This is a genomic window from Paenibacillus peoriae, from assembly GCF_022531965.1.
Taxonomy (GTDB): domain Bacteria; phylum Bacillota; class Bacilli; order Paenibacillales; family Paenibacillaceae; genus Paenibacillus; species Paenibacillus polymyxa_D.
The window spans coordinates 3,634,440-3,657,517 of the sequence record NZ_CP092831.1 but is presented as its reverse complement, the minus strand read 5'-3'; the positions used below and the strand labels follow the sequence as shown (position 1 = coordinate 3,657,517).

The 23,078-nt window shown below is 44.7% G+C and carries 27 protein-coding genes, 1 tRNA gene and 1 pseudogene; 20 read left to right on the top strand and 9 right to left on the bottom strand.

Translation table 11 applies throughout. The features are described from left to right. Nucleotides 1–7 precede the first annotated feature (7 nt). Together MLD56_RS16085 and MLD56_RS16080 are read left to right on the top strand one after the other, a co-directional pair. The gene (locus tag MLD56_RS16085) at nucleotides 8–964 is read left to right on the top strand and encodes a pectinesterase family protein (RefSeq protein ID WP_029517723.1); all 957 of its coding nucleotides are present in this window, start codon (nucleotides 8–10) and stop codon (nucleotides 962–964) included. Nucleotides 965–980: 16 nt separating this feature from the next. Further along, complete coding sequence (locus tag MLD56_RS16080; RefSeq protein WP_029517722.1) at nucleotides 981–2,558, top strand: glycoside hydrolase family 43 protein; 1,578 nt, start codon at nucleotides 981–983, stop codon at nucleotides 2,556–2,558. A gap of 60 nt (nucleotides 2,559–2,618) precedes the next feature. Here the strand turns inward: MLD56_RS16080 and MLD56_RS16075 are convergent, their stop codons facing one another. Continuing rightward, nucleotides 2,619–3,506, bottom strand: coding sequence for a LysR family transcriptional regulator (locus MLD56_RS16075; RefSeq protein ID WP_029517721.1), 888 nt, complete (start codon nucleotides 3,504–3,506; stop codon nucleotides 2,619–2,621). A 118-nt stretch (nucleotides 3,507–3,624) separates the two neighbouring features. On the opposite strand from MLD56_RS16075, the gene MLD56_RS16070 reads away from it, so the two are divergent. Then, nucleotides 3,625–4,650, top strand: a complete 1,026-nt coding sequence (locus MLD56_RS16070; protein WP_029517720.1) for a YeiH family protein — start codon at nucleotides 3,625–3,627, stop codon at nucleotides 4,648–4,650. A gap of 239 nt (nucleotides 4,651–4,889) precedes the next feature. Further along, nucleotides 4,890–6,434: a GH25 family lysozyme gene (locus MLD56_RS16065; RefSeq protein WP_029517719.1), complete on the top strand. Its 1,545-nt coding sequence runs from the start codon at nucleotides 4,890–4,892 to the stop codon at nucleotides 6,432–6,434. 71 nt (nucleotides 6,435–6,505) lie between these two features. Here the strand turns inward: MLD56_RS16065 and MLD56_RS16060 are convergent, their stop codons facing one another. Then, nucleotides 6,506–6,772: a DUF2642 domain-containing protein gene (locus MLD56_RS16060; protein ID WP_025719729.1), complete on the bottom strand. Its 267-nt coding sequence runs from the start codon at nucleotides 6,770–6,772 to the stop codon at nucleotides 6,506–6,508. A gap of 168 nt (nucleotides 6,773–6,940) precedes the next feature. Here MLD56_RS16060 and MLD56_RS26005 point away from each other — a divergent pair, with 168 nt between their 5' ends. Beyond that, nucleotides 6,941–7,069 (top strand): hypothetical protein, encoded by a 129-nt coding sequence (locus tag MLD56_RS26005; protein ID WP_013371969.1) that lies wholly within the window; start codon nucleotides 6,941–6,943, stop codon nucleotides 7,067–7,069. A 189-nt stretch (nucleotides 7,070–7,258) separates the two neighbouring features. Here the strand turns inward: MLD56_RS26005 and MLD56_RS16055 are convergent, their stop codons facing one another. Together MLD56_RS16055 and MLD56_RS16050 are read right to left on the bottom strand one after the other, a co-directional pair. Continuing rightward, on the bottom strand, nucleotides 7,259–7,489 hold the full coding sequence (locus MLD56_RS16055; RefSeq protein ID WP_029517718.1) for an LSm family protein: 231 nt from the start codon (nucleotides 7,487–7,489) through the stop codon (nucleotides 7,259–7,261). Between the two features lie 112 nt (nucleotides 7,490–7,601). Beyond that, nucleotides 7,602–8,267 carry a cupin domain-containing protein gene (locus tag MLD56_RS16050; protein WP_029517717.1) on the bottom strand — a complete coding sequence of 222 codons (666 nt, stop codon included), beginning with the start codon at nucleotides 8,265–8,267 and terminating at the stop codon, nucleotides 7,602–7,604. 457 nt (nucleotides 8,268–8,724) lie between these two features. On the opposite strand from MLD56_RS16050, the gene MLD56_RS16045 reads away from it, so the two are divergent. The 6 genes from MLD56_RS16045 (at nucleotide 8,725) to MLD56_RS16020 (ending at nucleotide 13,319) form a co-directional block, all read left to right on the top strand. Further along, nucleotides 8,725–9,378 carry a cell wall hydrolase gene (locus MLD56_RS16045; protein WP_241113310.1) on the top strand — a complete coding sequence of 218 codons (654 nt, stop codon included), beginning with the start codon at nucleotides 8,725–8,727 and terminating at the stop codon, nucleotides 9,376–9,378. Between the two features lie 183 nt (nucleotides 9,379–9,561). Then, nucleotides 9,562–9,912, top strand: coding sequence for a hypothetical protein (locus tag MLD56_RS16040; RefSeq protein WP_029517714.1), 351 nt, complete (start codon nucleotides 9,562–9,564; stop codon nucleotides 9,910–9,912). Nucleotides 9,913–9,943: 31 nt separating this feature from the next. After that, complete coding sequence (locus MLD56_RS16035; protein ID WP_029517713.1) at nucleotides 9,944–10,930, top strand: ketoacyl-ACP synthase III; 987 nt, start codon at nucleotides 9,944–9,946, stop codon at nucleotides 10,928–10,930. A 201-nt stretch (nucleotides 10,931–11,131) separates the two neighbouring features. Further along, a complete protein-coding gene (locus MLD56_RS16030) occupies nucleotides 11,132–11,680 on the top strand; it encodes a GNAT family N-acetyltransferase (protein WP_029517712.1) in 549 nt (182 codons plus the stop codon). 133 nt (nucleotides 11,681–11,813) lie between these two features. Next, nucleotides 11,814–12,917 (top strand): glycerol dehydrogenase, encoded by a 1,104-nt coding sequence (locus MLD56_RS16025; protein WP_029517711.1) that lies wholly within the window; start codon nucleotides 11,814–11,816, stop codon nucleotides 12,915–12,917. A gap of 186 nt (nucleotides 12,918–13,103) precedes the next feature. Further along, nucleotides 13,104–13,319 carry a hypothetical protein gene (locus tag MLD56_RS16020; protein WP_013311038.1) on the top strand — a complete coding sequence of 72 codons (216 nt, stop codon included), beginning with the start codon at nucleotides 13,104–13,106 and terminating at the stop codon, nucleotides 13,317–13,319. Nucleotides 13,320–13,391: 72 nt separating this feature from the next. On the opposite strand, the gene MLD56_RS16015 is transcribed toward MLD56_RS16020, so the two are convergent. Together MLD56_RS16015 and MLD56_RS16010 are read right to left on the bottom strand one after the other, a co-directional pair. Next, nucleotides 13,392–14,423, bottom strand: coding sequence for a glycosyl hydrolase (locus MLD56_RS16015; RefSeq protein ID WP_029517710.1), 1,032 nt, complete (start codon nucleotides 14,421–14,423; stop codon nucleotides 13,392–13,394). A 31-nt stretch (nucleotides 14,424–14,454) separates the two neighbouring features. Then, nucleotides 14,455–14,733, bottom strand: a complete 279-nt coding sequence (locus tag MLD56_RS16010; RefSeq protein ID WP_029517709.1) for a hypothetical protein — start codon at nucleotides 14,731–14,733, stop codon at nucleotides 14,455–14,457. Nucleotides 14,734–15,086: 353 nt separating this feature from the next. Here MLD56_RS16010 and MLD56_RS16005 point away from each other — a divergent pair, with 353 nt between their 5' ends. The 3 genes from MLD56_RS16005 to MLD56_RS15995 all read left to right on the top strand — a co-directional run bounded on the left by MLD56_RS16005 (nucleotide 15,087) and on the right by MLD56_RS15995 (nucleotide 15,898). After that, the gene (locus tag MLD56_RS16005; RefSeq protein ID WP_029517708.1) at nucleotides 15,087–15,269 is read left to right on the top strand and encodes a hypothetical protein; all 183 of its coding nucleotides are present in this window, start codon (nucleotides 15,087–15,089) and stop codon (nucleotides 15,267–15,269) included. 53 nt (nucleotides 15,270–15,322) lie between these two features. Next, a complete protein-coding gene (locus MLD56_RS16000) occupies nucleotides 15,323–15,649 on the top strand; it encodes a YnfA family protein (protein WP_029517707.1) in 327 nt (108 codons plus the stop codon). 96 nt (nucleotides 15,650–15,745) lie between these two features. After that, nucleotides 15,746–15,898 (top strand): hypothetical protein, encoded by a 153-nt coding sequence (locus MLD56_RS15995; RefSeq protein ID WP_165149143.1) that lies wholly within the window; start codon nucleotides 15,746–15,748, stop codon nucleotides 15,896–15,898. A 75-nt stretch (nucleotides 15,899–15,973) separates the two neighbouring features. On the opposite strand, the gene MLD56_RS15990 is transcribed toward MLD56_RS15995, so the two are convergent. Together MLD56_RS15990 and MLD56_RS15985 are read right to left on the bottom strand one after the other, a co-directional pair. Next, nucleotides 15,974–16,162: a hypothetical protein gene (locus MLD56_RS15990; protein WP_023989396.1), complete on the bottom strand. Its 189-nt coding sequence runs from the start codon at nucleotides 16,160–16,162 to the stop codon at nucleotides 15,974–15,976. A 129-nt stretch (nucleotides 16,163–16,291) separates the two neighbouring features. After that, a complete protein-coding gene (locus tag MLD56_RS15985) occupies nucleotides 16,292–16,450 on the bottom strand; it encodes a hypothetical protein (RefSeq protein ID WP_013311032.1) in 159 nt (52 codons plus the stop codon). Nucleotides 16,451–16,686: 236 nt separating this feature from the next. On the opposite strand from MLD56_RS15985, the gene MLD56_RS15980 reads away from it, so the two are divergent. Next, nucleotides 16,687–16,772: transfer RNA gene (locus MLD56_RS15980), tRNA-Leu, on the top strand. A 1,213-nt stretch (nucleotides 16,773–17,985) separates the two neighbouring features. On the opposite strand, the pseudogene MLD56_RS15975 reads toward MLD56_RS15980, so the two are convergent. Further along, nucleotides 17,986–18,315: pseudogene (locus MLD56_RS15975) on the bottom strand (response regulator transcription factor); the annotation flags it as partial. 918 nt (nucleotides 18,316–19,233) lie between these two features. On the opposite strand from MLD56_RS15975, the gene MLD56_RS15970 reads away from it, so the two are divergent. The 5 genes from MLD56_RS15970 (at nucleotide 19,234) to MLD56_RS15950 (ending at nucleotide 23,065) form a co-directional block, all read left to right on the top strand. Continuing rightward, nucleotides 19,234–19,815, top strand: a complete 582-nt coding sequence (locus MLD56_RS15970) for a YkoP family protein (protein ID WP_049816996.1) — start codon at nucleotides 19,234–19,236, stop codon at nucleotides 19,813–19,815. A gap of 189 nt (nucleotides 19,816–20,004) precedes the next feature. Next, nucleotides 20,005–20,643: a YqaA family protein gene (locus MLD56_RS15965; protein ID WP_029517705.1), complete on the top strand. Its 639-nt coding sequence runs from the start codon at nucleotides 20,005–20,007 to the stop codon at nucleotides 20,641–20,643. Then, nucleotides 20,621–21,142: a phosphatase PAP2 family protein gene (locus MLD56_RS15960; RefSeq protein ID WP_029517704.1), complete on the top strand. Its 522-nt coding sequence runs from the start codon at nucleotides 20,621–20,623 to the stop codon at nucleotides 21,140–21,142. Before MLD56_RS15965 ends, MLD56_RS15960 begins: the two co-directional genes overlap by 23 nt. 24 nt (nucleotides 21,143–21,166) lie before the next feature. Next, nucleotides 21,167–22,333 (top strand): MGDG synthase family glycosyltransferase, encoded by a 1,167-nt coding sequence (locus MLD56_RS15955; protein WP_241113309.1) that lies wholly within the window; start codon nucleotides 21,167–21,169, stop codon nucleotides 22,331–22,333. A gap of 30 nt (nucleotides 22,334–22,363) precedes the next feature. Beyond that, nucleotides 22,364–23,065, top strand: a complete 702-nt coding sequence (locus MLD56_RS15950) for a polysaccharide deacetylase family protein (protein ID WP_029517702.1) — start codon at nucleotides 22,364–22,366, stop codon at nucleotides 23,063–23,065. The last annotated feature ends 13 nt before the right edge of the window (nucleotides 23,066–23,078 follow it).

Here is a 23,078-nt window from a genome sequence, read left to right as displayed (position 1 = left end):
GGTAATCATGCTAGTTGGAAAAGAATCCTTTTGTGATTTCCATACGATTCAGGAGGCAATTGCTGTATTGGAGCAATCGGCTTCCAATGAAATGGAAACGTTAACTATTTTATCAGGTATTTATGAGGAAGAGGTGCGAATTTACCGTTCGTATCTTCATATTATAGGCATCGGGCAGGTAGAGATTCGAATGAATCGGTATGCCAAGGAGCGGAATGAAGCGGGTGAGGAAATAGGGACCTTTGCGACACCCACTTTATTTTTAGGCGGTAGCCATCTGATCTTGGAAAATCTCACGATTTCCAACACGGCAGGACAGGGAGAAGCCATTGGGCAGGCCGTTGCGGTATACGCTCATTGCGATGAAACGGTCTTTAGAAACTGTACCTTTAAAGGGCACCAGGATACTTTATTTACAGGCCCTCTACCTCCTGCACCGAAAGAACGACTCCAGTTTGGTGGAATCCATTTGAAGGAGCACCATAGACACTATCGGCAGCTCTATCAGCATTGTTATATAGAGGGTACGGTGGACTTTATTTTTGGTGGGGCTACCGCTTATTTTGAAGATTGCGAAATTCGCAGTTTACGCCATCATGAGAACCAAACGAGCTACGTCACAGCCGCCTCTACGCCGCAAGGACAAGCGTATGGCTATGTATTCAACCAATGCTACCTAACTGCAGAGCCTGATATTACCCCGGTTTTTTTGGGCCGTCCGTGGCGGGAATATGCCAAAACCGTATTTGTCGATTGTAAAATGGGCGATCATATTGACCCACGTGGCTGGGACAATTGGAACAATGTTGCGAACGAGAAAACCGTCTGTTATCAGGAATATAACGGACCCGATGAAGTTGCTACGTTACGTAAGCAGCGTGTTCCGTGGGCGGATTGTTTTGAGGCGGGAACAGAAGCATGGAGCAAGGAACAGGTTTTTGCTGAAGTCACATTTTGGAAGTAAGGAGAAGTGAGGTCTCATGATGATCCAAAATCCCATATTAAAAGGCTTTAATCCCGATCCGTGTATTACACGAGCCCTGGATACTTACTATATTGTGGTGTCATCGTTTGAGTGGCTGCCTGGAGTACGGGTGTACCAGTCCAAAGATTTGGCCCATTGGGAGCACTGCACAGATATTTTGACCGATCAGGTTGACTTAAGAGGTAATCCTAAAAATTGCAGTATTTGGGCACCACAGCTTAGTTATGCGGATAACCTTTTTTATCTGCTCTATACGGATGTGAAAAGCACCAAACGTCCGTTCAAGGATGTTCATAATTTTGTGATGACGGCGCCTACGATCCAAGGACCGTGGTCGGAACCCGTTTATCTTAATAGTAGCGGATTTGATCCGTCTTTATTTCATGATGATGACGGACGCAAATGGCTGTTGAACGCATTGTGGGATTATCGCATGTTGGAAAGCAATAAATCTTCCGGTATCGTCATGCAGGAGTATGATAGCAAGCAACAACAGCTCATTGGGGAGCCTGTTAAAATCTTTGATTGTACTCCTTTGAAGAAAACAGAAGCGCCTCATATCTACAAGCAAAACGGATATTATTATCTTGTTACAGCGGAAGGCGGAACGGGTACGGGGCATGCCGTTACCGTAGCACGCTCGAAGCAAATAACCGGACCATATGAAGTAGACCCGCACAACCCGATGCTTACATCACGTGATCGACAGGATTTCCCGTTACAATGTGCAGGACATGGCAGTCTTGTACAAACACCGGACGGCGAATGGTACATGGCTCATTTATGCACACGTCCGGTAGAGGGGAAATATGCCATTTTAGGACGGGAAACAGCCTTGCAGCAAGTGTACTGGAATGATGAAGGCTGGCTGCGATTAACCGCGGGGGGCCATACGCCTCAATTGGAGGTGCCTGCACCTCAAGGGACAATTTCGGTTAAGCAAGAGCAAAAGAGTAATATTTTCGAGGATTTTTTCGAGGGAGCCCTATTAGATAAAACGTGGAACACATTGCGTATCCTAGCGAACGAGAGCTGGTGTTCATTAAGTCAGCGCCCGGGCTATCTTCGAATCCATGCTGGGGAATCCATACAAAGTCTGTTCCAGCATCACGTGCTTGCCATTCGGCAAACAGATCATCATTTCCGGGTAGAAACAGCACTGGAGTACCAGCCAACAAGCTATTTGCAGATGGCGGGGCTACTACTGTACCTTAATGAAGAAGATTATTTGTACGCCTATATTAGCTATGAGGAAGGACAAGGGAAGGTACTACGCTTGATGCGATGTGAAGCCAATACATTTACTTTAGTTCCCCAAGCGATTACGCTTCATGACGATCTTCCTATACATTTAGCTGTGGAAGTCCATGCATCCCACGGGCAATTTTATTATGGAGTCGGAGATAGACCTGCTTGGAAGCGACTTTTTGAAATGCAGGATATCAGCTTTTTATCCGGTGGTTTTACAGGGAATTTTGTAGGTATTGCTGCTCATGATATGCAACAGTTCCAAGGAAGCTACGCTGATTTTTCTCATTTCTTATATCATGGTATGGATCATCTTTCCTCATAAAAAATATTATAATGATGAATGCTGAAAGCACCTTTATGGGTGCTTTTTTGTTTATGCACGTTATCTTTTCACATTATAACTTCGCAAAACCTCCAAAAAAGCGGTGCATGCTTTCGTCTCAAATACTGCAGAAGGGGTCAGAAAAGAAAATTTCCGAATGAACGGGAGATTGAGAATATCCAATACTTCTAATGTTCCCAAAGCAAGTTCCTTCTGAATGACCCATTGGGACAGCAAAGAAATCCCCAAGCCTGCTTCTACAGACTCTTTGATGATCTGTGTACTGCCAAAATTCATCATATGAGAAGGATAAAATCGAAGCTGTGCAAACATCTTTTCAGCCGCCTCCCGGGTTCCAGAGCCTTCTTCCCGCAGAATCCAGATGTCCTCATGCAGCTCATTTATATCCACTTGAGATTTACCAGCCAAACGATGATTTTGCGGAACGACGATATACATTCGATCATCAGCAAATGATTCAATGTGTAGATGGTCATGCTGAAATTCTCCTTCGATAATCCCCACATCCAGTTGATTATGGATCACGAGCTTTTCAATTTCCAATGTATTGCCGATGGTAATGGAGGGCTGAATGAGTGGATACTGGATTCTCATTTGCGCAATCACATGCGGCAGCACATATTCGCCATACGTGTAGCTTGCACCAATAGACAGGTTACCCTTTGCCGTATGCATTAGCTCATCCACCAAGTACTGCATACGTGTATGGAGTCGGATAATCTCCTGGGCATGATGATACACAATTTCACCTGCTTTGGTTAAGCGCACATATTTATTACTACGCTCCAGGAGACGGGTTCCTACGCTACGTTCCAGCATTTGAATATACTGACTTACCGCAGGTTGGGTCATGTGTAATACCTCGGCAGCTCGTGTGAAGTTTTGTTTCTCTGCGACCCTAACAAATACGATTAAAGATTGGTCCAAAGCCCATTCCTCCAAATTTATTATATCTATTTACTTATTATCACAATTATAATGATTTATTTTTCTTATGACAAAAAACATATTAAGCTGGATGTATGTAGAATTGGAGGGGTTCACCATGAATAGTCATATACAACATACCAAATTATTTTCGAACAGAGGGCGATTATTCCAGCGTATATTTGGCATTATCCTCACGATGTTATTTGCTTTGGCAGGCTACGGTCTGAACGAATTGCCAGGCTTTCATTATGTAGGTCCATTGGCTTGTGCCATGTTTCTCGCTATTCTGTACCGACAGTTGTGGGGATACCCTGAAGCTGTGCGCTCAGGGGTTGAGTTTTCAGCAAAGAAAATACTACGCGGAGCGATTGTGTTATTTGGGCTGAAGCTGAATATGGATGTTGTCATTCATCATGGACTGGGTTTACTTTTGCGTGATGTGGGCACCGTTGTATTTTCCATCTTTTTTACGGTTTGGCTGGCAAAACGTTTCAAGGCAGATGCTTCGCTTTCGCTTCTTCTTGGTATTGGAACAGGAGTTTGCGGTGCAGCAGCGATTGCAGCGGTTTCTCCCTTGTTAAAATCCAAAGATGAGGATACAGCCATAGGAGTAGGACTCATTGCCTTGGTTGGTACGATATTTGCCATTTTGTTTACCGTGCTTCGACCCTGGCTTCCTTTGACGGATATGCAATATGGGATCTGGTCGGGCGTCAGTTTACATGAAATTGCACATGTGGCCTTAGCTGCAGCGCCTGCCGGACAGGATGCTCTTGCAATGGGCTTATTAGCCAAACTGGGGCGTGTTTTCTTGCTCATACCGCTCAGCTTTGTTTTAATGGTTTGGATGAAACGAACCGGAAAAATTCGTACAGATGCTAAAGTGGAGTTTCCCTGGTTCCTCATCGGCTTTATGGCTACAAGTGTTGTGGGCAGCTATGTTTTTGGAAAATATATTGTAGTTCCATCTAGTCTGACAAACGGAATTTCTCAAGTTACCACCTTTATGTTAACGATGGCTATGGTAGGTATGGGGCTGAATGTGAGCTTTAAGGCTTTGCGAGAGAAAGCAATGCTTCCCTTACTGGTACTGTCTGTTACCTCGATTATTCTTATAGGTTTAACATTTTTAACAGTATGAACATGAAGTATTCGTTTGTGATAAGATTGCTAGTAAACCAGATTAATAAAACTGGAAAAAGCTCTGCTTGCTATATAGCTGGTAGAGTTTTTTAGTACTTTTGTATGATAAGACTAAAATATGTACTGAATCAATCGTAACTTTTTACATATGATTCGCGTCTATCAAAATGGAGGTCCTGAGAATCATAGAGTGCAAGAATTTCATAAGCGAAAATATAGAGAATGGTAGGGTACATAATGAAGAAAATTTGTTTATTTGCTTTTTTGTTTCTGTTTCTACTAGCATTTCCAAGAGAGAGTCACGCTGCCTCTTCGAGTTCACATCTTCAGTTAGACGGTAAAGATATAAGTGTTGGCAAAGGTGTTCAGATTCAAGAAGTAAAGGGGAATATACTGGTTCCACTCCGTCTCATTGTAGAGGAATTGGGTTATAGCGTGAATTGGGAGTCCAAGACAGGGACCATAACTATACATAAGCAAAATCTTAACCTCAGTCTTCAGGTCAACAATCCCATGGCCTCTGTTAATGATCATCAAATGGGATTGGCTGTAGCGCCTTTGCTTAGAGAGGGGACGACTTATGTTCCGCTTCGCTTTGTATCCGAACAGACAGGGGTTGATGTGGTCTGGAACAACGAGCTTAAAACCGTGTTCCTGACGACTCCACCTGCTTCAAGCGGGAATAGCGAGTCCACTCATGATCATTCTGCTACTCCAGCTGTAAGTAATCCTAAAGAGAGTGCGCGCACGGCTATAAACCAAATTAGCTTCGCTAATCACCAATTGACTATAGCTGTTAATGGAAAAGTAACCCCCAAAGTAACTACGTTGACTCATGCAGACCGTATTGTTGTAGACATACCGGATACAAAGTTTGCTGAGGAATTTCTAGCATCGCAATCATTTGACAATAGTGGACAAGGAAGTTTTCCAGTCACAGAAGATCCAGATGTTTCCCAAGTAAGATATTCCATGTTTAGTACAACTCCCGCATCGGTACGTATTGTGGTTGATCTTAATAACAGCACACCTTTTCATATACTCAATGCAGATGATGGTAAGGTTGTTATAGCATTGGATCAGGAAACGGAGGAGCCATCAACTACCGAGAACGTTTTACCTACCATACCTGTTGCACCTGTGATTTCTTCCGATGGACACGCGCAAGGGATTGACGTCTCACACTATAATGGCAATATTGATTGGCAGCAAGTGGCAGCGGCAGGTAAAACATTTGCTTTTATTAAAGCTACAGAGGGCACAAAATATCAAGATAATCAATTTTTGATAAATGTACAGGGTGCCAGAGAGGCTAACATCTTGGTTGGCGCTTACCACTTTTTGAACGCAACTACCGCGGATGGAGCTCGTCAGGAAGCTGCTAACTTTGCTAGGGCTCTAGATTCAGCAGGAGGCAGGCTGGATCTGCCCCCTGTGATGGACTATGAAAATAACCCCAAAGGTCTTACTCCTGCACAAATTAATGAAGTGGCTCATGCCTTTTTGGATGAAATGGAGAGGCTTACCGGACGTCAGCCGATCGTATACACGGGTAATGTCTTTGCTTCCAAGTTTGATCCTACATTTTCTATGTATAAACTGTGGGTAGCCCGATACAGCACTACGCAAAAGCCGACCGCGGTTCCAGCTTGGAATAACTGGTGGGCTTGGCAGTACAGTAGCACAGGCAGTGTTCCGGGTATTCGAGGCCAAGTGGATTTGGATGAATACAACGGAACGATAGATGAACTCCGGGCTTCACTTGGAGGAGAGCTCGATTAGCATAATCATATTATGATCAATCCTCGCGAATCCGGAACAGGATCTGCGAGGATTTTTAATGTCTGATTTGTTTAGTTGGGCATGATCCATACGATTTCGCTGATTCGAACAAAGAATTTTTTCCCATATACATCTAAAATAACATGGTCGGGCTTACAATCAACTACGCATCCATCAATTCTGCCACGAGTGGTCTCAAGTACAACGTACTTGCCGATCACCGATTTTAATGTTTCTACGACGTATGGATCTACAGGGTGCACCACGACGTGATGAGAGGTAGGATGGTGAGGAAAAGGTTGATTAACGTTGTAATTGAGCATTTGATTTGAATTCAATTGCTTCACTCCTTCAAGATTAGTTGTGTTATCCTATGCTCCTGCCTAGGAAAGGTGTAGGCTAATGCCCATCAGCGAAAACATTCATAACATTGCCAAAAAGCCCGGTCCATAGGAAAGCTCAATACATAAGCTATGTTGTACCTTGAATTGAAGGAGGCAATGACCATGAGTGAATGTGAAAGAGGTTGTGGCGGCGGTTCAGTAGGAGGCTACCCAGGAGTTTGGACATCGACAGGAGCTATTCTGGTACTGTTCATTCTGCTCGTTATCATTACGAAGTCTTTATGGGTTTAATTTAAAAAGAGTAGCTTAACCCCCCATCGGTATATAACTGATGGGGGGTTAAGTGTTTTAGAGGATGGAATAAATGATAAAACACCTCAAATAACAGCGTACAAGCCCTACACAAATGGTGCCGGGCGAGACAGCTGTCATTTGAGGTACATTGGCATCTATAGACAGGAACGGACAATGGGTCAGGGATTAAATTAACGCAATCGCCAGCAGGGTGAACAGGCTCAATGTTAAGATTTGATTCCCATACCCGTAGCCAGGGTAAAAGGCAGACGTTTGTACACGTCCGTTCCGTTCTGTTTTTAAGTACACATTATTACGATCCACATCCATAATGGTTCCTTCGTACTGTTTTCCGTCCATGGTGAGAATACGTACTTTTTTATTCATGCAGTTCAAACAGTTGTAGTAAGCGTCCATTCCATCACCCCCTCTTATACATTGGCATTTTATGAGAGGGACGGTCTTATGGTAACGGCGAACATACAGGGAAAAGGTATTCCCTCGAACTTAAGACCTGACTAGAGTTAGCCTATTCTTGATAGGGATTAAAAGAGAAGCCAGGATATCCGTTAGTATAGGCGTAATCTCTTTGGGGGACGGCTTGATAGTGTGGTGAAGTATCAGCAAGCCTCACATGTATCCCAGGTTTTCGGGGGGGCTGCTGCTTGCAGTCATTGGGAGGACCGATGATGACAGGCTTTTTAATAGGGACGAGCGCTTCCTCAACCTTATTCTCATCCAGGCAGTAAGTATGAGCCATAATGTTATTTGGCGTTAGGCGCAAAATGTCAGATCCCAGTATAAATTCAGGGGTCGGGGCATCAAAAATCGTCAACAAATGAGTGTTATCCATCGTGGCGACCAGATAATGCCACCATCCTTGAGGGACGTTAGCCACTTGGCCAGGTGTGATCGGAAAATGCCGTAACTCGCGGGTAAAGGGGTTAATCAGTGACACGGTTACGGCTCCAGAGATGCAGTAGACCAGTTCTGTGGCATTTTGATGATAGTGAGGCTCCACAACATTAGCAGTGCTGAGGCGAATATCCAGCAGCGATACATTTGCCAATGTATTCAGCTGCTGGATCGACAGCTCGTTGATCGAATTTTGAGCATCCTTCTGAAACAAAACATTGTCTCTTAAATCATAGGTGAATTGTACAGTAGGAGAGGTGTAATCCATATATGAATTCACGCGTCGTTTCCAGCCTTTCTGTTATTCGAAATTTGAGGATCGTACGCTACTCTATGCATACGCCCATATATGTGTGCGCGGAAATGTGATTTGAATTCATAGAAATCAGGCTTCGATCCCGGGTAAGTTAAAGCGAAAAATAGCGAAAAAAGTCACGTATTAAAGTGTGTCCAGAACATGCTCCATTGCTTTTAATACACGTCATTCCTTTAGGGATGGCGTTTTATTTGCTTGGGTAGTCTTAGGACCAGAGCCGGATGATACGTAAATGCGGCTTGTGGTATACTGCAACGGACGTGTGAAAGCATGATTGTCCCATTCCGTATGTAGCCACGCGTCATTTCTGCAGCTAGGCATAAGTTATGTCATAAGAAACATCATCGGATAAACGTCCCTGAGTTGTACAGGCCGGAATGGTTGCACCGGACAGAACATGAAAGAGGAGGTTGTCTGGAATATGAAAAAATTATCTATTTTAATCCTGTCCTGCGCATGTATGTTAGGTACTGTATTTTCAGCCGCACCAGGACAAGCACAAGCACAATCGTCAGCTTTGAAGAAAGGGGTTCAAAGCGAACGGGTGCTGGAGCTTCAACAGCAGCTTCATTCGCTCGGTTATTTCAAAGCCGGGTTTACTGGGTACTATGGTTCTCTGACCAGTAAAGCGGTGACTCGTTTTCAACGGGATAAGGGTCTGACACCTGATGGAGTAGCCGGAGCGGCTACACAAGCCAAGCTGAAATCCTTCGGTAAGGTGCGCGTAACCGCGCTGGATCAACTGGCTCGTATCATTTATTCTGAGGCGCGCGGAGAATCGTTTGAAGGTCAAGTGGCTGTCGGCGCTGTCGTATTAAACCGTGTTCAGTCCGGCGAGTTTCCAAGCTCGATCCCGGACGTTATTTTGCAGCCTGGCCAATTCACCGCTGTACAGGATGGACAATACCGCCTGAAACCCAACAAGACTGCGTACCGCGCAGCCAGACAGGCACTTAATGGTGCTGATCCGACCAATGGGTCCTTGTTTTATTACAACCCGGCCATTGCCACAGCCAAATGGAGTAAAAGTCGCCCGGCTGTCATCTCACTCGGTCGCCATACGTTTACGAATTAATTTCACATGAGAATACGCAAATTTCTAGCCGTCAGTTGCTTCTTTAGGAGCAGTGACGGTTTTTTATATTCGCAAATTTGTAATATTTTAGTGGTGATTTATCTGATTTAATATTAAAAATTCTACCTATTATTCCGATACTCTTAATAGACAAAAAAATGAAATTAAAGGAGTCTTTCTAAAATGAGTCAACATCCTTACACTATCGAAGTAGATCAAGCCATGAAAACGGTACATATGGCGGTGAATGGAGTGTTTAGCCAGGAGGAGTATGATAGCTTTGTAAAAGATTATGTAGCCAAAACCTCATCCATTCAGGCGTCCAGCTTTACACTCAAGGTAGATTGTACCCAGATGGCACTTTTGGGTCCGGGAGAAGTGGAAAAATTGAAGGGCTCATTTGTACGTTATAAAGAAACCGGATTTGCCAAAGTAATCTTTGGTATCAGCCTTCAACAAACCATTATTAAAATGCAGCTTGGTCGAGTAGCACGCGAAGCAGGATTAAACAACGTAGATATTGTTGTACAATAATGCGCTGACGTATGTGTAAGGGGGAAGCCTGATGAGCCATATCAAAATAAAAGCACTGGGTGTGTACCATCCGTCCCATTCGTTGGATAACGAATACTATGTTCGCCATTTTGACGAGCGGGGCAAGGATATTCGACGTTTCATGGAGCATATGGGCAGAAGACAGCGTTATATCATTGATGACCCGAACGAAAACGGTTTAACCATGGGAATTGCGGCTGCACAAAAAGCTCTGGAACAGGCTGGTATGACAGGCCGTGACGTGGATATGATCGTGTTCTCCACTCAAGTTCCTGAGTCACTGTTTCCGATGAATGCCTTGTTTGTTCACCATGCGATTGGGGCCAGACATGATGTGGCCGTGATGGATTCCAACGCGAATTGTGCAGGGATGACAGTCGCTGTCGATCAAGCCAGTCGGTCGATGTTATCTAATCCTGACGTGCGGACAGCGCTTATTATCGGGTCGGATTATAATTCACTCATTTCCGGTCCGGAGGATGAGATTACTTATGCGAACTATGGAGATGCTGCATGTGCGGTTATTTTGGAGCGTACAGAAGAAGACACCGGATTTATAGATTCTATGTATTTTACGGACCCAGTCAATATAGATAAAATTTTGTACCCGGCTCAGGGGTTAGCGGCAACACTCCAAAGGAATGCCCCCGGAAAATATATTCAGTGGCTTCCGTTCGATGCTAATATGGCCTTGCCTCCTACATTTGATCTGCTTGAACGCATTTTAAAAAAGAATGGGCTATCGCCTCAGGATGTACGGGCTTATTGTCTGTCTCAGTTCTCGTTAGCAAATGTATTAAAGATTCGGGATCACTTGGAGCTAGAGGATGCCCAAATGATTTATGTGGGTGATCGATATGGTTACACAGGAACCAGTAGCCCGTTCATTGCTCTACATGAAGGTATTGAATCGGGTCGTATCCGGCGCGGTGATTATGTGCTGTTCTGGACGATTGGAGCTGGGTATCAGCTGGTTGCTATGTTGTTTAAATATTAGTTATGCGAAGACCTTGCAGCTGCAAGGTCTTTTTGTGTATCACACAATGACAATTGTAATGATTTGGTTGTGTTATGTTTGATTATTTTGTAAAATTTAAACATTGAATTCATAAGGGAGAGCTTATATTGCGGACATCGGATAGCATGATAATTATGACAGAAAACATAGCACACATTTCATAATAGGAGCTGAAGGGTCATTAAGATCGAAAATTTATTTTATGGAGAACGAATAAAGCTGGCCGCAGTCAGGGAAGAAGATGCCGAAGTGATGTTCAAATGGGGTGAGGATGCGAAGTATCTGCGAAATGTAGATACGGATTTAGCGCTTCCTTACACGTTGAAACAGATGGAGTCAGAAGGATCTCCCAGATCTAACGAGGTCTATTTTCGATTAAGAACATTGGCAGATGATGTCCTGATCGGATTTGTTGCTATCCACGGGATTGAGTGGAATAATCGCAGCGGACAACTGGCAATAGGTATAGGTAATACGGAGTACCGTGGCAAGGGCTTTGGGGCAGAAGCTGTAGGTCTCATTCTTCGGTATGCGTTTTATGAGCTCAATTTAAATCGGGTCGGCTTGGATGTGATTGAGTACAATACACAAGCGATCCGAACTTATGAGAAGGCGGGGTTCCAGCTTGAGGGTAGAGTTCGTTCCGCTGTTCTTCGTGATGGCAACAGTTATGATCGTATCATGATGGGTATCCTGTATTCTGAATGGAGCTCGACTGTTCAAGTATAATAGATACACAATTTGTTCATAAAATATTCCATAATAAGCCTTTTAATAATGTGAAAAGAGGTTTATAGTTAAGGGGTCACATGCCCAAATGGTTATTAATTTGAGTATGAGTCAAAGCTGAGGAGGAATTTACATGGCAAACGTTGTAAGATCCATCACTTCACCCAAGAAATTTATTTCTGGACAAAATCTGCTCTCGTCGTTAAATGACTATATTAAGGATTATGGCGATAAAGCCTTTGTTATCTGCGATGAGTTCATACTTGAAAGGGCCCAAAAGGAGGCAGGCGCTTCAATTGAAGCAGCTGGTAACCAAGTGGTCTTCGAGAAATTCCAATATGAATGTACAAAAGAAGAGATTGATCGTAACCGCGAATTGGTGCGTAAACATGGTTCGAACATTATCATAGGCATTGGCGGGGGAAAAACATTGGATACCGCTAAGGCAACGGCTTATTATGAAAAGCTGCCTGTTGTTATTTTCCCAACGATTGCTTCTACAGATGCTCCTTGTACCGCGCTTGCGGTTATATACAAAAAAGATGGCTCTTTCGATGAATATCTGTTCCTGCCTACTAATCCAGACGTTGTACTGGCGGATACAGGCATTCTGGCAGCAGCGCCTGCACGTTTCTTTGCAGCTGGAATCGGTGATGCACTGGCTACTTATTTTGAAGCTCGTGCTTGCTATCAGGCCAACGGGGATAACCTGGTTCTGAACAAGCCTTCCACTACAGGGCTGGGACTTGCTCGTCTTTGTTATGATACGTTGCTGGAAAATGCTGTGAAGGCCAAACGTGCGGTGGATCGTAAAGTATATACTCGTGCGGTGGAGGATACGATTGAAGCTACCATTTATCTGAGCGGTGTTGGTGCAGAATCAGGTGGATTGGCAGCAGCACACGCCATTCATAATGGTATGACGGCTGTTCCTTCGCTTCATAAAGCACAGCATGGTGAGAAAGTCACATTCGGTTTGTTAACCCAGCTAGTGCTGGAAAATGCACCGAAAGAAGAACTGGAAACCGTGATTAAACTGGTTAAGGATGTAGGCCTTCCATTGACACTTCGTGACTTGGGTGTAGAGGAATTTGTTGAGGCTGAATGGCGCCAAGTGGCTGAAGCTGCTTGTGCATCGAATGATACAATGGTCAACATGCCGTTCCCGGTTAGTCCTGCTGACGTGTACAATGCAATCATTGCAGCGAATGCAATAGCAGAATCCTATCAAGAATAGTTTCTTCCTAAATCACGAAAATGGGTTTGCAAAAACGGGTCTGTCACATCACTGGCAGACCCGTTTCGTGTACGTGCACTACATGTGAAACGAAAGAAGGATACCAGGGACTTATATCCTATCTTGTTCTGACCGATATACATGTAACAGGGAAATTAGGTTGGTTACACAGCAGGAGGAGATTTGATGTTGGTGCATGGTAAAACACGTAGGGGCAACTTGTACATCCATATGTCCAGCGGTTTTCACAAAATTGGAGATTATCGGGAAGAATACTCTGTAGCACCGGGTGATCGGCTGATGTCTAGACTGTCCAAGCGGATCTACACCATTGTATCCGTACATCTTGGAGAAGAGGCATATGCCGATATTGATCTAGAAGAGGTTATCAGGAATAGTTAGAGAACTTTATTTGGATTTTGGTATAAAAAAGCTTTCACTTTGCTTCTAGAGCGAAGTGAAAGCTTTTTTCTTTCAGTCCAGAGATTCATGAAGAAGGTCTCGTGTAATGATATTATTTTGGTTCATAAAATGTCTGATTGCTGCTTGTGAATTGGTTGCCGACAGTTCCTTACCCCATGTCATGGCATAGGCCCAGGCTGGCTGGTTCTGCAGCACCTTCGCACTCGGCAGAATATTACTTTCTCCGATTCCCATAGGCTTGCCCTGCGCAAGCTTTAGTAATTCGGTGTAGTAAGAGGATTTGTAATCATTGTTATAGATATCAGCTGCAAGAATATCTACCCGGTTAATACCTGGGAAGGAAAGATCATAAGGAGTGCTATATGCGTTTGGGGCATTGGGACTCCACACCCACAACAGGTTATCCAGATGATGGACATGAGTAAATCGATCATACATTAAATTCCACAACTTGGCGTAATTTTGCTTGTCTCCCCACCAAAACCAGTTGCCGTTCATTTCATGATAGGGCCTCCATAAAACAGGTACATCCGCGTCTCGTAAGGTCTTAAGGGACAGAGCCACCTCATCCAGATCGGCGATCAGTTGTTTATATTGCGGGGTACCTGGCGTGATGTAACGATTAAATTCAGCTTGAGTAATTTTTGCTTGTACGTTTTTCCACGTTTTGGGTTTGCCCGGTAGCGCCTGATGGAAGGTAACAGCTACGATTCCGCCGCCCCGACTCCATTGGATAGCACTATTCACAACATGCTGACGTTGCTCTCGTAGGGCCGTAAGAGACTGATTGGCTAATCCTCCAAACTCATAGCCGTGAAGCCCTGCGTATTGTCCGCTGATTTGTTGTAGCTTGTTATTTTGTTCATCCGGTGCCTCTAAGTAATCATGCTGCCCGGAAATTAGCATACCATCCGGTACATTAGATAGGTAGGCAAGTAATTGCTTGGCTTTGGCAGAGGCCTGAACATTAATTGGCGGGGCGGCATCGGCAACAATGAACGATTGCTGAGAGCCGCTGAAGAGTAAAACAAGCATTAGCAGTAGCACCCTCTGTAACCAAAAGCGTGTTGAGTGAGATTTCATGGCGCTCCTCCTTTGATGCATGGTAATGGGATTAGTATTTTTCTTTTTGCTTTCTAAGCTGTATATAGGCACTAATAATAATCACCAGCAGACTAATCATGGCCCATCCATTGAATTCCTGTGAGTGTATCCAGTTGTCCCATACAAGGAAGCCTAAAATTACAACGAGCAAACTCATTGTGAGATACATTTTGGTTTGTGCTGGACGTTGAGTGCGTTTCGAAATCCAATGTATGATGCCGAAAACGATGGCTGCCTGAAATAAAAATATACCCATTATCATTAAACTTGCTAAAAAGATTGGGGACATCGGTATCCTCCTCCTGGGTTTACAAACAGAATATGCAGGTTGTAAACGGAATGTGGATTCTTGGATGTGAATTTAATTGCAAGTTGAGTAAACAATTGAGCACTGGTTACGATCTTGAACAAGTTGACTAAATTATACCATAACTACCGTCCTGCAATGAAAGACGTCTAAATACCCACTCTACCTTGATTCGACATCAGACTTTATATTCAGCGAAATATTGACATAAGGGGGTACACTTCACATATATGAAGATGCAATCAGAAATATGTGGTAAGTATATACATAAAAGCAACGCGAAATCGACGGAAAAGTTTGGTATGATTAAAGTGGATTGAAAAGGAGGTACTCTTATGAATGAAGAAAACAGACCCTTCTCTAGATCAGCAGATGCTGAAGGAGCAAAAGCGAACTTTGATGCCAATCAGCGGAAGCTTCACTCCGAGGGAGTGCCTAGCTTATGGCGTCAGGTCAGCAACCTGCTGATTCTGGTTGGTGTGATTGCATTGATTATCATTTTAGGTCGAGTGCTCTAATGAGATATCCCAAAAAAATCAAAAAAAATTTAAAGAATTAGGGATGTGAAATGGTGCTAAAGGCAGCTTTACTTTTTATATTGGCTGGCATCGCTGAAATTGGAGGAGGATATTTGATTTGGCAGTGGCTGCGGGAAGGGAAGACATGGTATGTCGGACTTTGCGGCGGATTAATTTTAGCTGTGTATGGAATTATTGCTACCTTTCAGGTATTTTCCTCCTTTGGGCGTGTATATGCAGCATATGGTGGTGTCTTTATTGTTCTTTCCATTGCATGGGGCTGGTGGATTGATAAAAAGACACCCGACTTGTACGATTTCATTGGTGGATTGATTTGTTTGGTCGGTATAGCTGTAATCCTGTTTCCGCGATCAGGATGATAGGACGAAAAACCCTTTTTTTATTTTTAAAAACATGACTATAGGTCTACAAAAACAAGCTTCATATTCCGAAATAGAACTTAAGGAGGGGGTTCTATGAACTGGAATCAAATGAAGCTTAGATTGAAATTTGGCAGTACCATGCCAAAGAATGAAGGTAATTTCTCTTTTGGTATCATGTGTGGACTCTTAATCAGCATCGTGCTGTGGATCTCGATCATTGGCTGGATCATGCTGATCTTTAAGTGATTTTACGAAATCGCTGTACATATCAAAACAAATGCATTAAGGGCTACTTTAAACCTATGTCCTATTACCCATGCTTTATTTTGTGAAATCGTTACGTAACTTGTCTATCCCGCGACCTATGGCTTCATCGATCATATCAGTAGCAGCAGGTGTATCTGCATCAGTGTCAGGAATGCGATTAAATCCTGGCTCGCGCTTGTCCAGGGATTGTTTATGTTCAATTTGATCGTCAGTACGATTCTTTTCAGAGTTATTATCTCTCATAGCACATCACAGCTCCTTTTATTAGGTACATTCAGCTTCTATACTTTACATAAACGTTTGTACTCCAGACTAAACGTTGATAAAAATAAAACCGGGGGGAGTAAATCCCGCCCGGCACTTCCCAAACAACTAGCGATGCTCAATCAGATCAATCGCTCCCAGAACAACATGAGCCAGTCCGAAACCGAGAATGCCTGTAGCTGCAAGTTTGTACTTACTGCTCAGCAACACAGCGCCTGAAGCCGATACTACCGTTCCAAGAACAGCTGGAATCATACCTTCACGCATTCGTAACACCCCTTCTGGTAGTTTGGAAAGACGTTTATTAGTGTAATTCAAATGTGCATAAGTTATACAAAAAGAAAATTTTATTATTTTTTTTTAAAAACACTTTACAATCCGATGAAATTATCGTATTATATGTTGGTGCCCGGTTGAACGACATTTACATAGCGAGAACACTTCTGTGTTTCTCAGATACTTGTAAGACAAGTAAGTGTAAAGAGTAGCGTTCCTAAGATTATGCCGGGGTGGCGGAATTGGCAGACGCACAGGACTTAAAATCCTGCGGTAGGTGACTACCGTACCGGTTCGATCCCGGTCCTCGGCACTATCGTTTTTCTTTTGGATCCCTTGATTATCAAGGGGTTTTTTATTTTTTAGTGATTGAAATCCTCGTTTCCATATCACAGGATCACAGGGAGTGAGCGCCTTTTTCGCTCCTGGGGACGGATTGGGGACGAACTTTTGGATCGAAGACATCTAGGTGTGCTGTTGTTTTACGACTAAGCTTCTTGGTGATGTGAGCATAGGTATCTGAAGACACCTGAGATGTGGAATGTCGTATCGATGTTGAATCTCCTTGATAGATGCTCCCTAGCCAAGCAAATACGTTGCATTTGTATGGCGGAGATCATGAAGTGATACATTACGGAAGCTGTGCCGCTCACACCAGTTTTCCACTGCTGGGACGGCGTTGTATGGTAATAGGGTTTCCCTGTACCTGAATGAAAAACAAAGTTACGATCCCCGCCTTTCCATGTCCCATTTGCCTTTGTCTCAAACCTTAATTTCCGCATGCTTTTAACATGGACGGCCAGTTCCTCCATGTACCATTGTGGCATATCTACATAATCGTTAGATGCTTCATTCTTGGTAACTGTAATGTCCGCCTGGCCATTTTTGGTGCTGTCAACCGAATACTGGATTTTGTCACCAACGACTATGGACGGGGGACGAAACGAAACAAGAAAAGTGAAAATGGACTCAGGATGCCAGAAGTAAATTAGACCGTAAGGGCTTAAGCCTTTGCGGTCTTTATTGTAGGTGTCTAAAGTTCTAGACTGAAAAATAAAGTAATAGTCTGAATGAGAAATTATCTAAGATTAATACATTGGTCTCCTCATCAAGATACCAACCAGGTGTTTATCGTGCTCGAAGAAGAGATGTTCATTGATTTCCGCGATAGCCAAGTAAAGATTTCCCAAGATGTTGTTTATTGTACCAAGGGTGTCGAACACAAAACTTTCGCTAACCAGGAGTATCATATCATGTTAGTAGAGCCCAGGGGCGTAGTAAACACTGGCGAGACTGAGTCAGAATTAACAGCAGTCAATGATATTTGGATCTAATGCATTTAGCTTCAGTTCGATTACATCGTTAAAGTAACGGGACACGATAGTTCAACTTCACTTGCTGCTATGACGAGAACCGGATTCCCCTGTAAGGGTCCGGTTTTTTCTGCAACGCATTGCTTAGCGTACGATTTTTTCCGTTTCGTGAGGTGCCCCCTATATCGTGAGTACCATCGGGAAATTCTCCAGCTACACGATATTCTTCATTCGCGCCATTTCTATTGCTTCTTCGCGGTTGTTGACGCCGAGTTTTGAGTAGAGAATCGAGCAGTAATTGCGGATCGTTCCCTCCGATAAAAATAGCTTGGCGGCGATCGATTTGTAGCGCAGTCCGCTCAACAGATGCTCCAGAATCTCCATCTCGCGTTTCGTAAGCCCGTACGGGTAGTTTCCCTGACTTGAACCGATTTTCTCCAACTGCTCACGTTGACGCTTCATCTCTTCGAAAACTCGCGTAGCGACCGATTGGTCGATCCAGATTCCTCCATTATAAATAAGTTTCAAGGCTTCCTTCATCTCAATTTCCGAATGATTCAGACTATCATGCAATATAACTTCCCGATCCGTCAAGCGACAGAGGGTGGGGTAACTGCGGTTAGAACGTAGTTTAGCAAGCACGTCATATAAGACAGTTGACAGTTTGTCATGCGGTATATGTGACAGGTCCAAGTCAATGTCATCAAAAGCTTGGCGGTTTTATCACTGTTCGATTTAACAGTATCGGAGGTAAGATGAGGGGGTAAAGCAGAACAAGATTCTAAAATAATAGGAGCGATTGCGTTATGAAATCATTCACCATTCGAAAAGGAGTTGCACTTACTATAATAGCTATATTGGAGACGGATTCCTAACGCTGCTCTTTAACGATTCGCTACTTCAGGGATTTGAACTCACGTTCTTATTCAGCTGTACATTTCTTACAGGTGGTACGCAGAACTGAATGAATTGTTTAGCTTCGGCCGTAAGAGGGCGACGAATCCTTAGGTTGCAGGGTTTGTTGAAGAAGATGTCTATGAGGGGACTTTCCGTCATTTTCCCGGCACGCGCTGCACACTGCTTTAATTGAAGGTTTCCGATCAGCATCGTACCGATGTGATTCGGGTCATCCGGACTTTTCAGAAGGAGAAGCCATCTTATCAGTATTACCTGATTGGATTGTTAGGAGTGCAAATGAATCTCAACTAGCATGTAACGAAATTATTTTTGGTCGCACTTATATATCAGATTAAACTTGAGCGATCAGCGATGTGCATCAAATTGAGTGAAGGCCCCCCTCAAGACGGGCCACCATCCAGTACCTCAGCCCGGATGCTTTTTTGGTTAAATCCTCTATCATAAAAGTAACAAAAATAAGGAATTCACATAGGAATATTATTTCAGTTGGACAATTTCAATAAAATTTGTCGATTAAAATAAGAATGAGGGATGATTGGATCAATGTTGCTTCGTTTACGCAAATCTTCAATGCAGGCGGCCTGGATGGTCTGGGAAAGAGGGTTCGATTGGATTTCACGCTTTCGCGGCTCGCATACATCGCACTTTGGAATTTGCAAAGTCATGATTAAGAAACACCGAGGGGAGAGTATCGTCTGTGCGGACTCCACGATCATCAATAAAGGCGATCTGGTCGGGGAACTCCATCTCAATAATGAAACGATTCTGACGCTGATCAAATCCGAAGACTCAGACCGCGCGGCGCTCATGACGGCCCGGCTTACACGGAAATCCATGCAGCAGATCAGCGAGGCATTCGCAAGTCAGCCGGAGTTCAGAGAGGTGAAGGCGTTAGTCGGCGTTACGCTGCTTCATCGTGGTTTGATACATGGTCTTGGTTTCGAACAACAACCGATGAAGTCCGATCTGTTCCAACGCATTACAACGGCTTATCTCCGATTATTGTTATCCGTCATGCACCCTGAAGGCAAGAAGCGGATTGGCCGCAAGACCGAAAAATTGATACCGATGATGCTGATTCACTCCCGCAGCTCGCTGAGGAACCGATTTATGACGGTGAAGTGACGGTCCGTTTCAAAGGAGTTATGTCTACCCAAATCAAGCTCCAATTAATTAAAAAAAAGAAACTAAGAGCGTGGTGAGTAAGTTCCTGGAGGGCGGTATGGAGTTGGAAACACAGCGATTGGAAACCCATACCGCCCGGAGGCAACCTATTTTTCATCATGCTCTGTAACAAAGGCGGGATAGGCATTCATGGATAAAATTATGGAATTTTTACAGAACTTTGGAGCGACGGGACTTTTCATTCACGCTATGCTCGATGCGATTATTTTCCCCATCCCGGCGTTCTTCCTGCAGCTTTCTTTAAGCGCGGTGCAACCGGAGTCGGCTTTATGGCTCGCTACGGTTGGCTTTGCAGGAAGTCTGCTTGGGACACCGATCGGTTATGGGATCGGCAAGGTGTCGGGAAAGCATGTTATGGGTGGTGTAATGAAGAAAAAATGGCTGGATTCGGCAAGCGACTTATTTGCCCGCCGCGGCGAGGCTGCAATCCTGATCGGATCGTTCACTCCGATCCCATTTAAAATATTTACGATTTTATCTGGATGCATGAATTATCCATTGTGGAAGCTGCTCAGCTATGCGGCCATTGGCCGGGCGGTGAAGTTTTATGTAGTCGGTTTTCTCTTCTATATATATGGCCGTGCGGCAGAGAATATGGTGAACCAAGTTCTCACGATTACGCTGGTGGGCATTGGTGTTGCGATTGCGGCAATATGGTTCTTGATACGGAAGCTGTGCGAGCGGAGGAAGATAAGGGATGAACATCAACCGATCGAAAAAACAGGGAATGGAGGCGGAAAACAGGATGCAGTGGATAAGGCGAATTGATCAAACGATGTTCTTCTGGTGCAACCAGCGGCTGAGCAGTCGGGCAATGGACCGATTGTTCGGATGGATTACCCATTTGGGCGGAGCTTTGTTTACCATCATTTGCGCAGTGTCCTTGGCATGGTTCGCCGAGGGGGAGTTCAGCAGAATCGGGCTGCAAAGCTTGATCTCACTGGCCGTTAGCCATATCATTGCTGTCCTGATCAAGAGAAAGGTGCGCAGAGACCGGCCTTTCCGCAAGCTGGAGCAGGTGAAGGTAGGCAAATTCCCGTTGAAGGATTATTCCTTCCCATCCGGCCATACTACCGCTATTTTCGCCCTGGTTACACCTTTTATGTTGGCCTCATCGCCGGCAATTATGCTTGTCTTGATTGGTCTGGCCTTGTTGGTGGCCATATCCCGGGTTTATTGGGGTTATCACTATCCGATCGATTGTGTGGCTGGTGGGATGGTCGGATTCCTAACGGCGGTGCTGGTTGTTTTGTTCATGCATAGTTAAATTTCACGAGGGAGGCGATTGTTGATGAATAGCATGAAACGGGAAAAGCTGCTGATTCTGTCCGGCGCGCTCGGGGATGGACATATGCAGGCGGCCAAGGCGATTTTAGAGGCATCGGTGCTGTACAAACAGGGAGTAGAGGTGATCGACTTCATGCAATGGATCCATCCCCGCATGCATGTGGTTGAACGGTATTGCTTCCTGCAATGGGTGAAGCATTTTCCTTCCTCATACGGATATATGTATCAGAAGACCCGGACGGACAGTACACTTACTTTCTTCCTGAAGCATTTTCTCACGACCAGCCTGCAGCGGCTGCTCAAGCTTCTGAATGAGGAACAGCCGACGTTGATTGTCAGCACGTTCCCGCTGGCATCAGCCGCCATTTCCTTGCTTAAGGAAAAAGGAATGACGGATCTGCCTGCGGCAACGGTCATTACCGACCATTCCGATCACAGCTATTGGATACATCCGTCTACGGATCTGTATCTGGTTGGCTCCGAAGGCGTGCGTGCAGCTCTGCAGAGAAAAGGCGTTGCTGACCACAAAATCGCTGTAACGGGCATCCCTGTTCGCCCATCCTACAGTCAGCATGACAATAAAGACCGGCTGCGCGAGAAGCTGGCCTTGGCTCTTGACGCCTTTGTCGTGCTGGTGATGGGGGGCGGCTGCGGGATTATCGATAAATCCTTCATCGAGCAAATGCAATCTGACTCTTTTCCCCCTAACGTGCAATTTGTCATCGTATGCGGACGCAATGTGAAGTTGCTGTACCGCCTGCGTGAAGCGTTGGGAGACAGGGATAACGTCATACTGACAGGCTTCATGGAGGGAATCCATGAATGGATGGCGTCCGCAGACGTATTGATTACCAAGCCGGGCGGACTGACGACCTCCGAAGCGCTGGCGCTTCAGCTTCCCATGCTGCTGCTGGAGCCACGGCTGGGGCAGGAAAAGGATAATGCCGATTATTTGATTCAAGCGGGAGTAGCATATCTATGTCAGATTGACAATTTGCAGGATCAGCTTCAGCGGCTGGTTCAACAGCCTTCCCTATTGGAAGAAATGAGGGAGAAGGCAGGGCTGTGCAGACAGCAGGATTCCGCCAGACATGCGGTCATGCAAATTCTGAGCATGCAGAGCGATACACAGGAAGAAAAATGGGTTTGCTCCTTGCAGCAGTATGCTTAAGCTTAATTTTCACTAAGGAGGATAAAGACGTTGCTTGTTAAATATTTGTTGATTGGGCTCATAGGCTTCATCAGTCTGTATATGATAATTCCTAGTTTTCTGCCAAGAATGATCAAATTTGGAGCCTTTCGTAAGGGAACGACCAAGAACCAGGTAGCGTTCACGTTCGACGATGGGCCGCATCCGAGGTATACACCGGAATTATTGGATTTATTGCAGGATTATCAAGTGAAGGCCACATTCTTCGTGCTTGGCTCGCAGGCGGAGCTGCACCCGGATCTGATCAGAAGAATGGATCGTGAAGGTCATCAGATTGGAATCCACAATTACAATCACATCTCCAATTGGCTGATGCTTCCCTGGACGGTGCGGCGTGATCATATGAAACGGACCGCAGATATTATTGAATCCATAATTGGAAAAAGGCCGGATCACTATCGTCCGCCGTGGGGGCTCATGAACGCTTTCGATTTCTTTCATCCCAAATCGTACCGCATTGTACTCTGGTCCTTGAAGGCGGGGGACTGGCGCAGCAGAAGCTGCCGCAAGAAACTGAAGGCAACGCTGCTGAACGGAATTACGGACGGATCTGTTATTTTGCTGCATGACAGCGGAGATTCGCCGGGAGCGGACCGTCACGCGCCATATTTTATGCTTCGGGCTCTGGAGGAAGTACTGCATCAATTACAGGGACGCAACTTGCAATTCGTTCGTCTGGATGAAATGGCTTGACAAAGGAAATGAG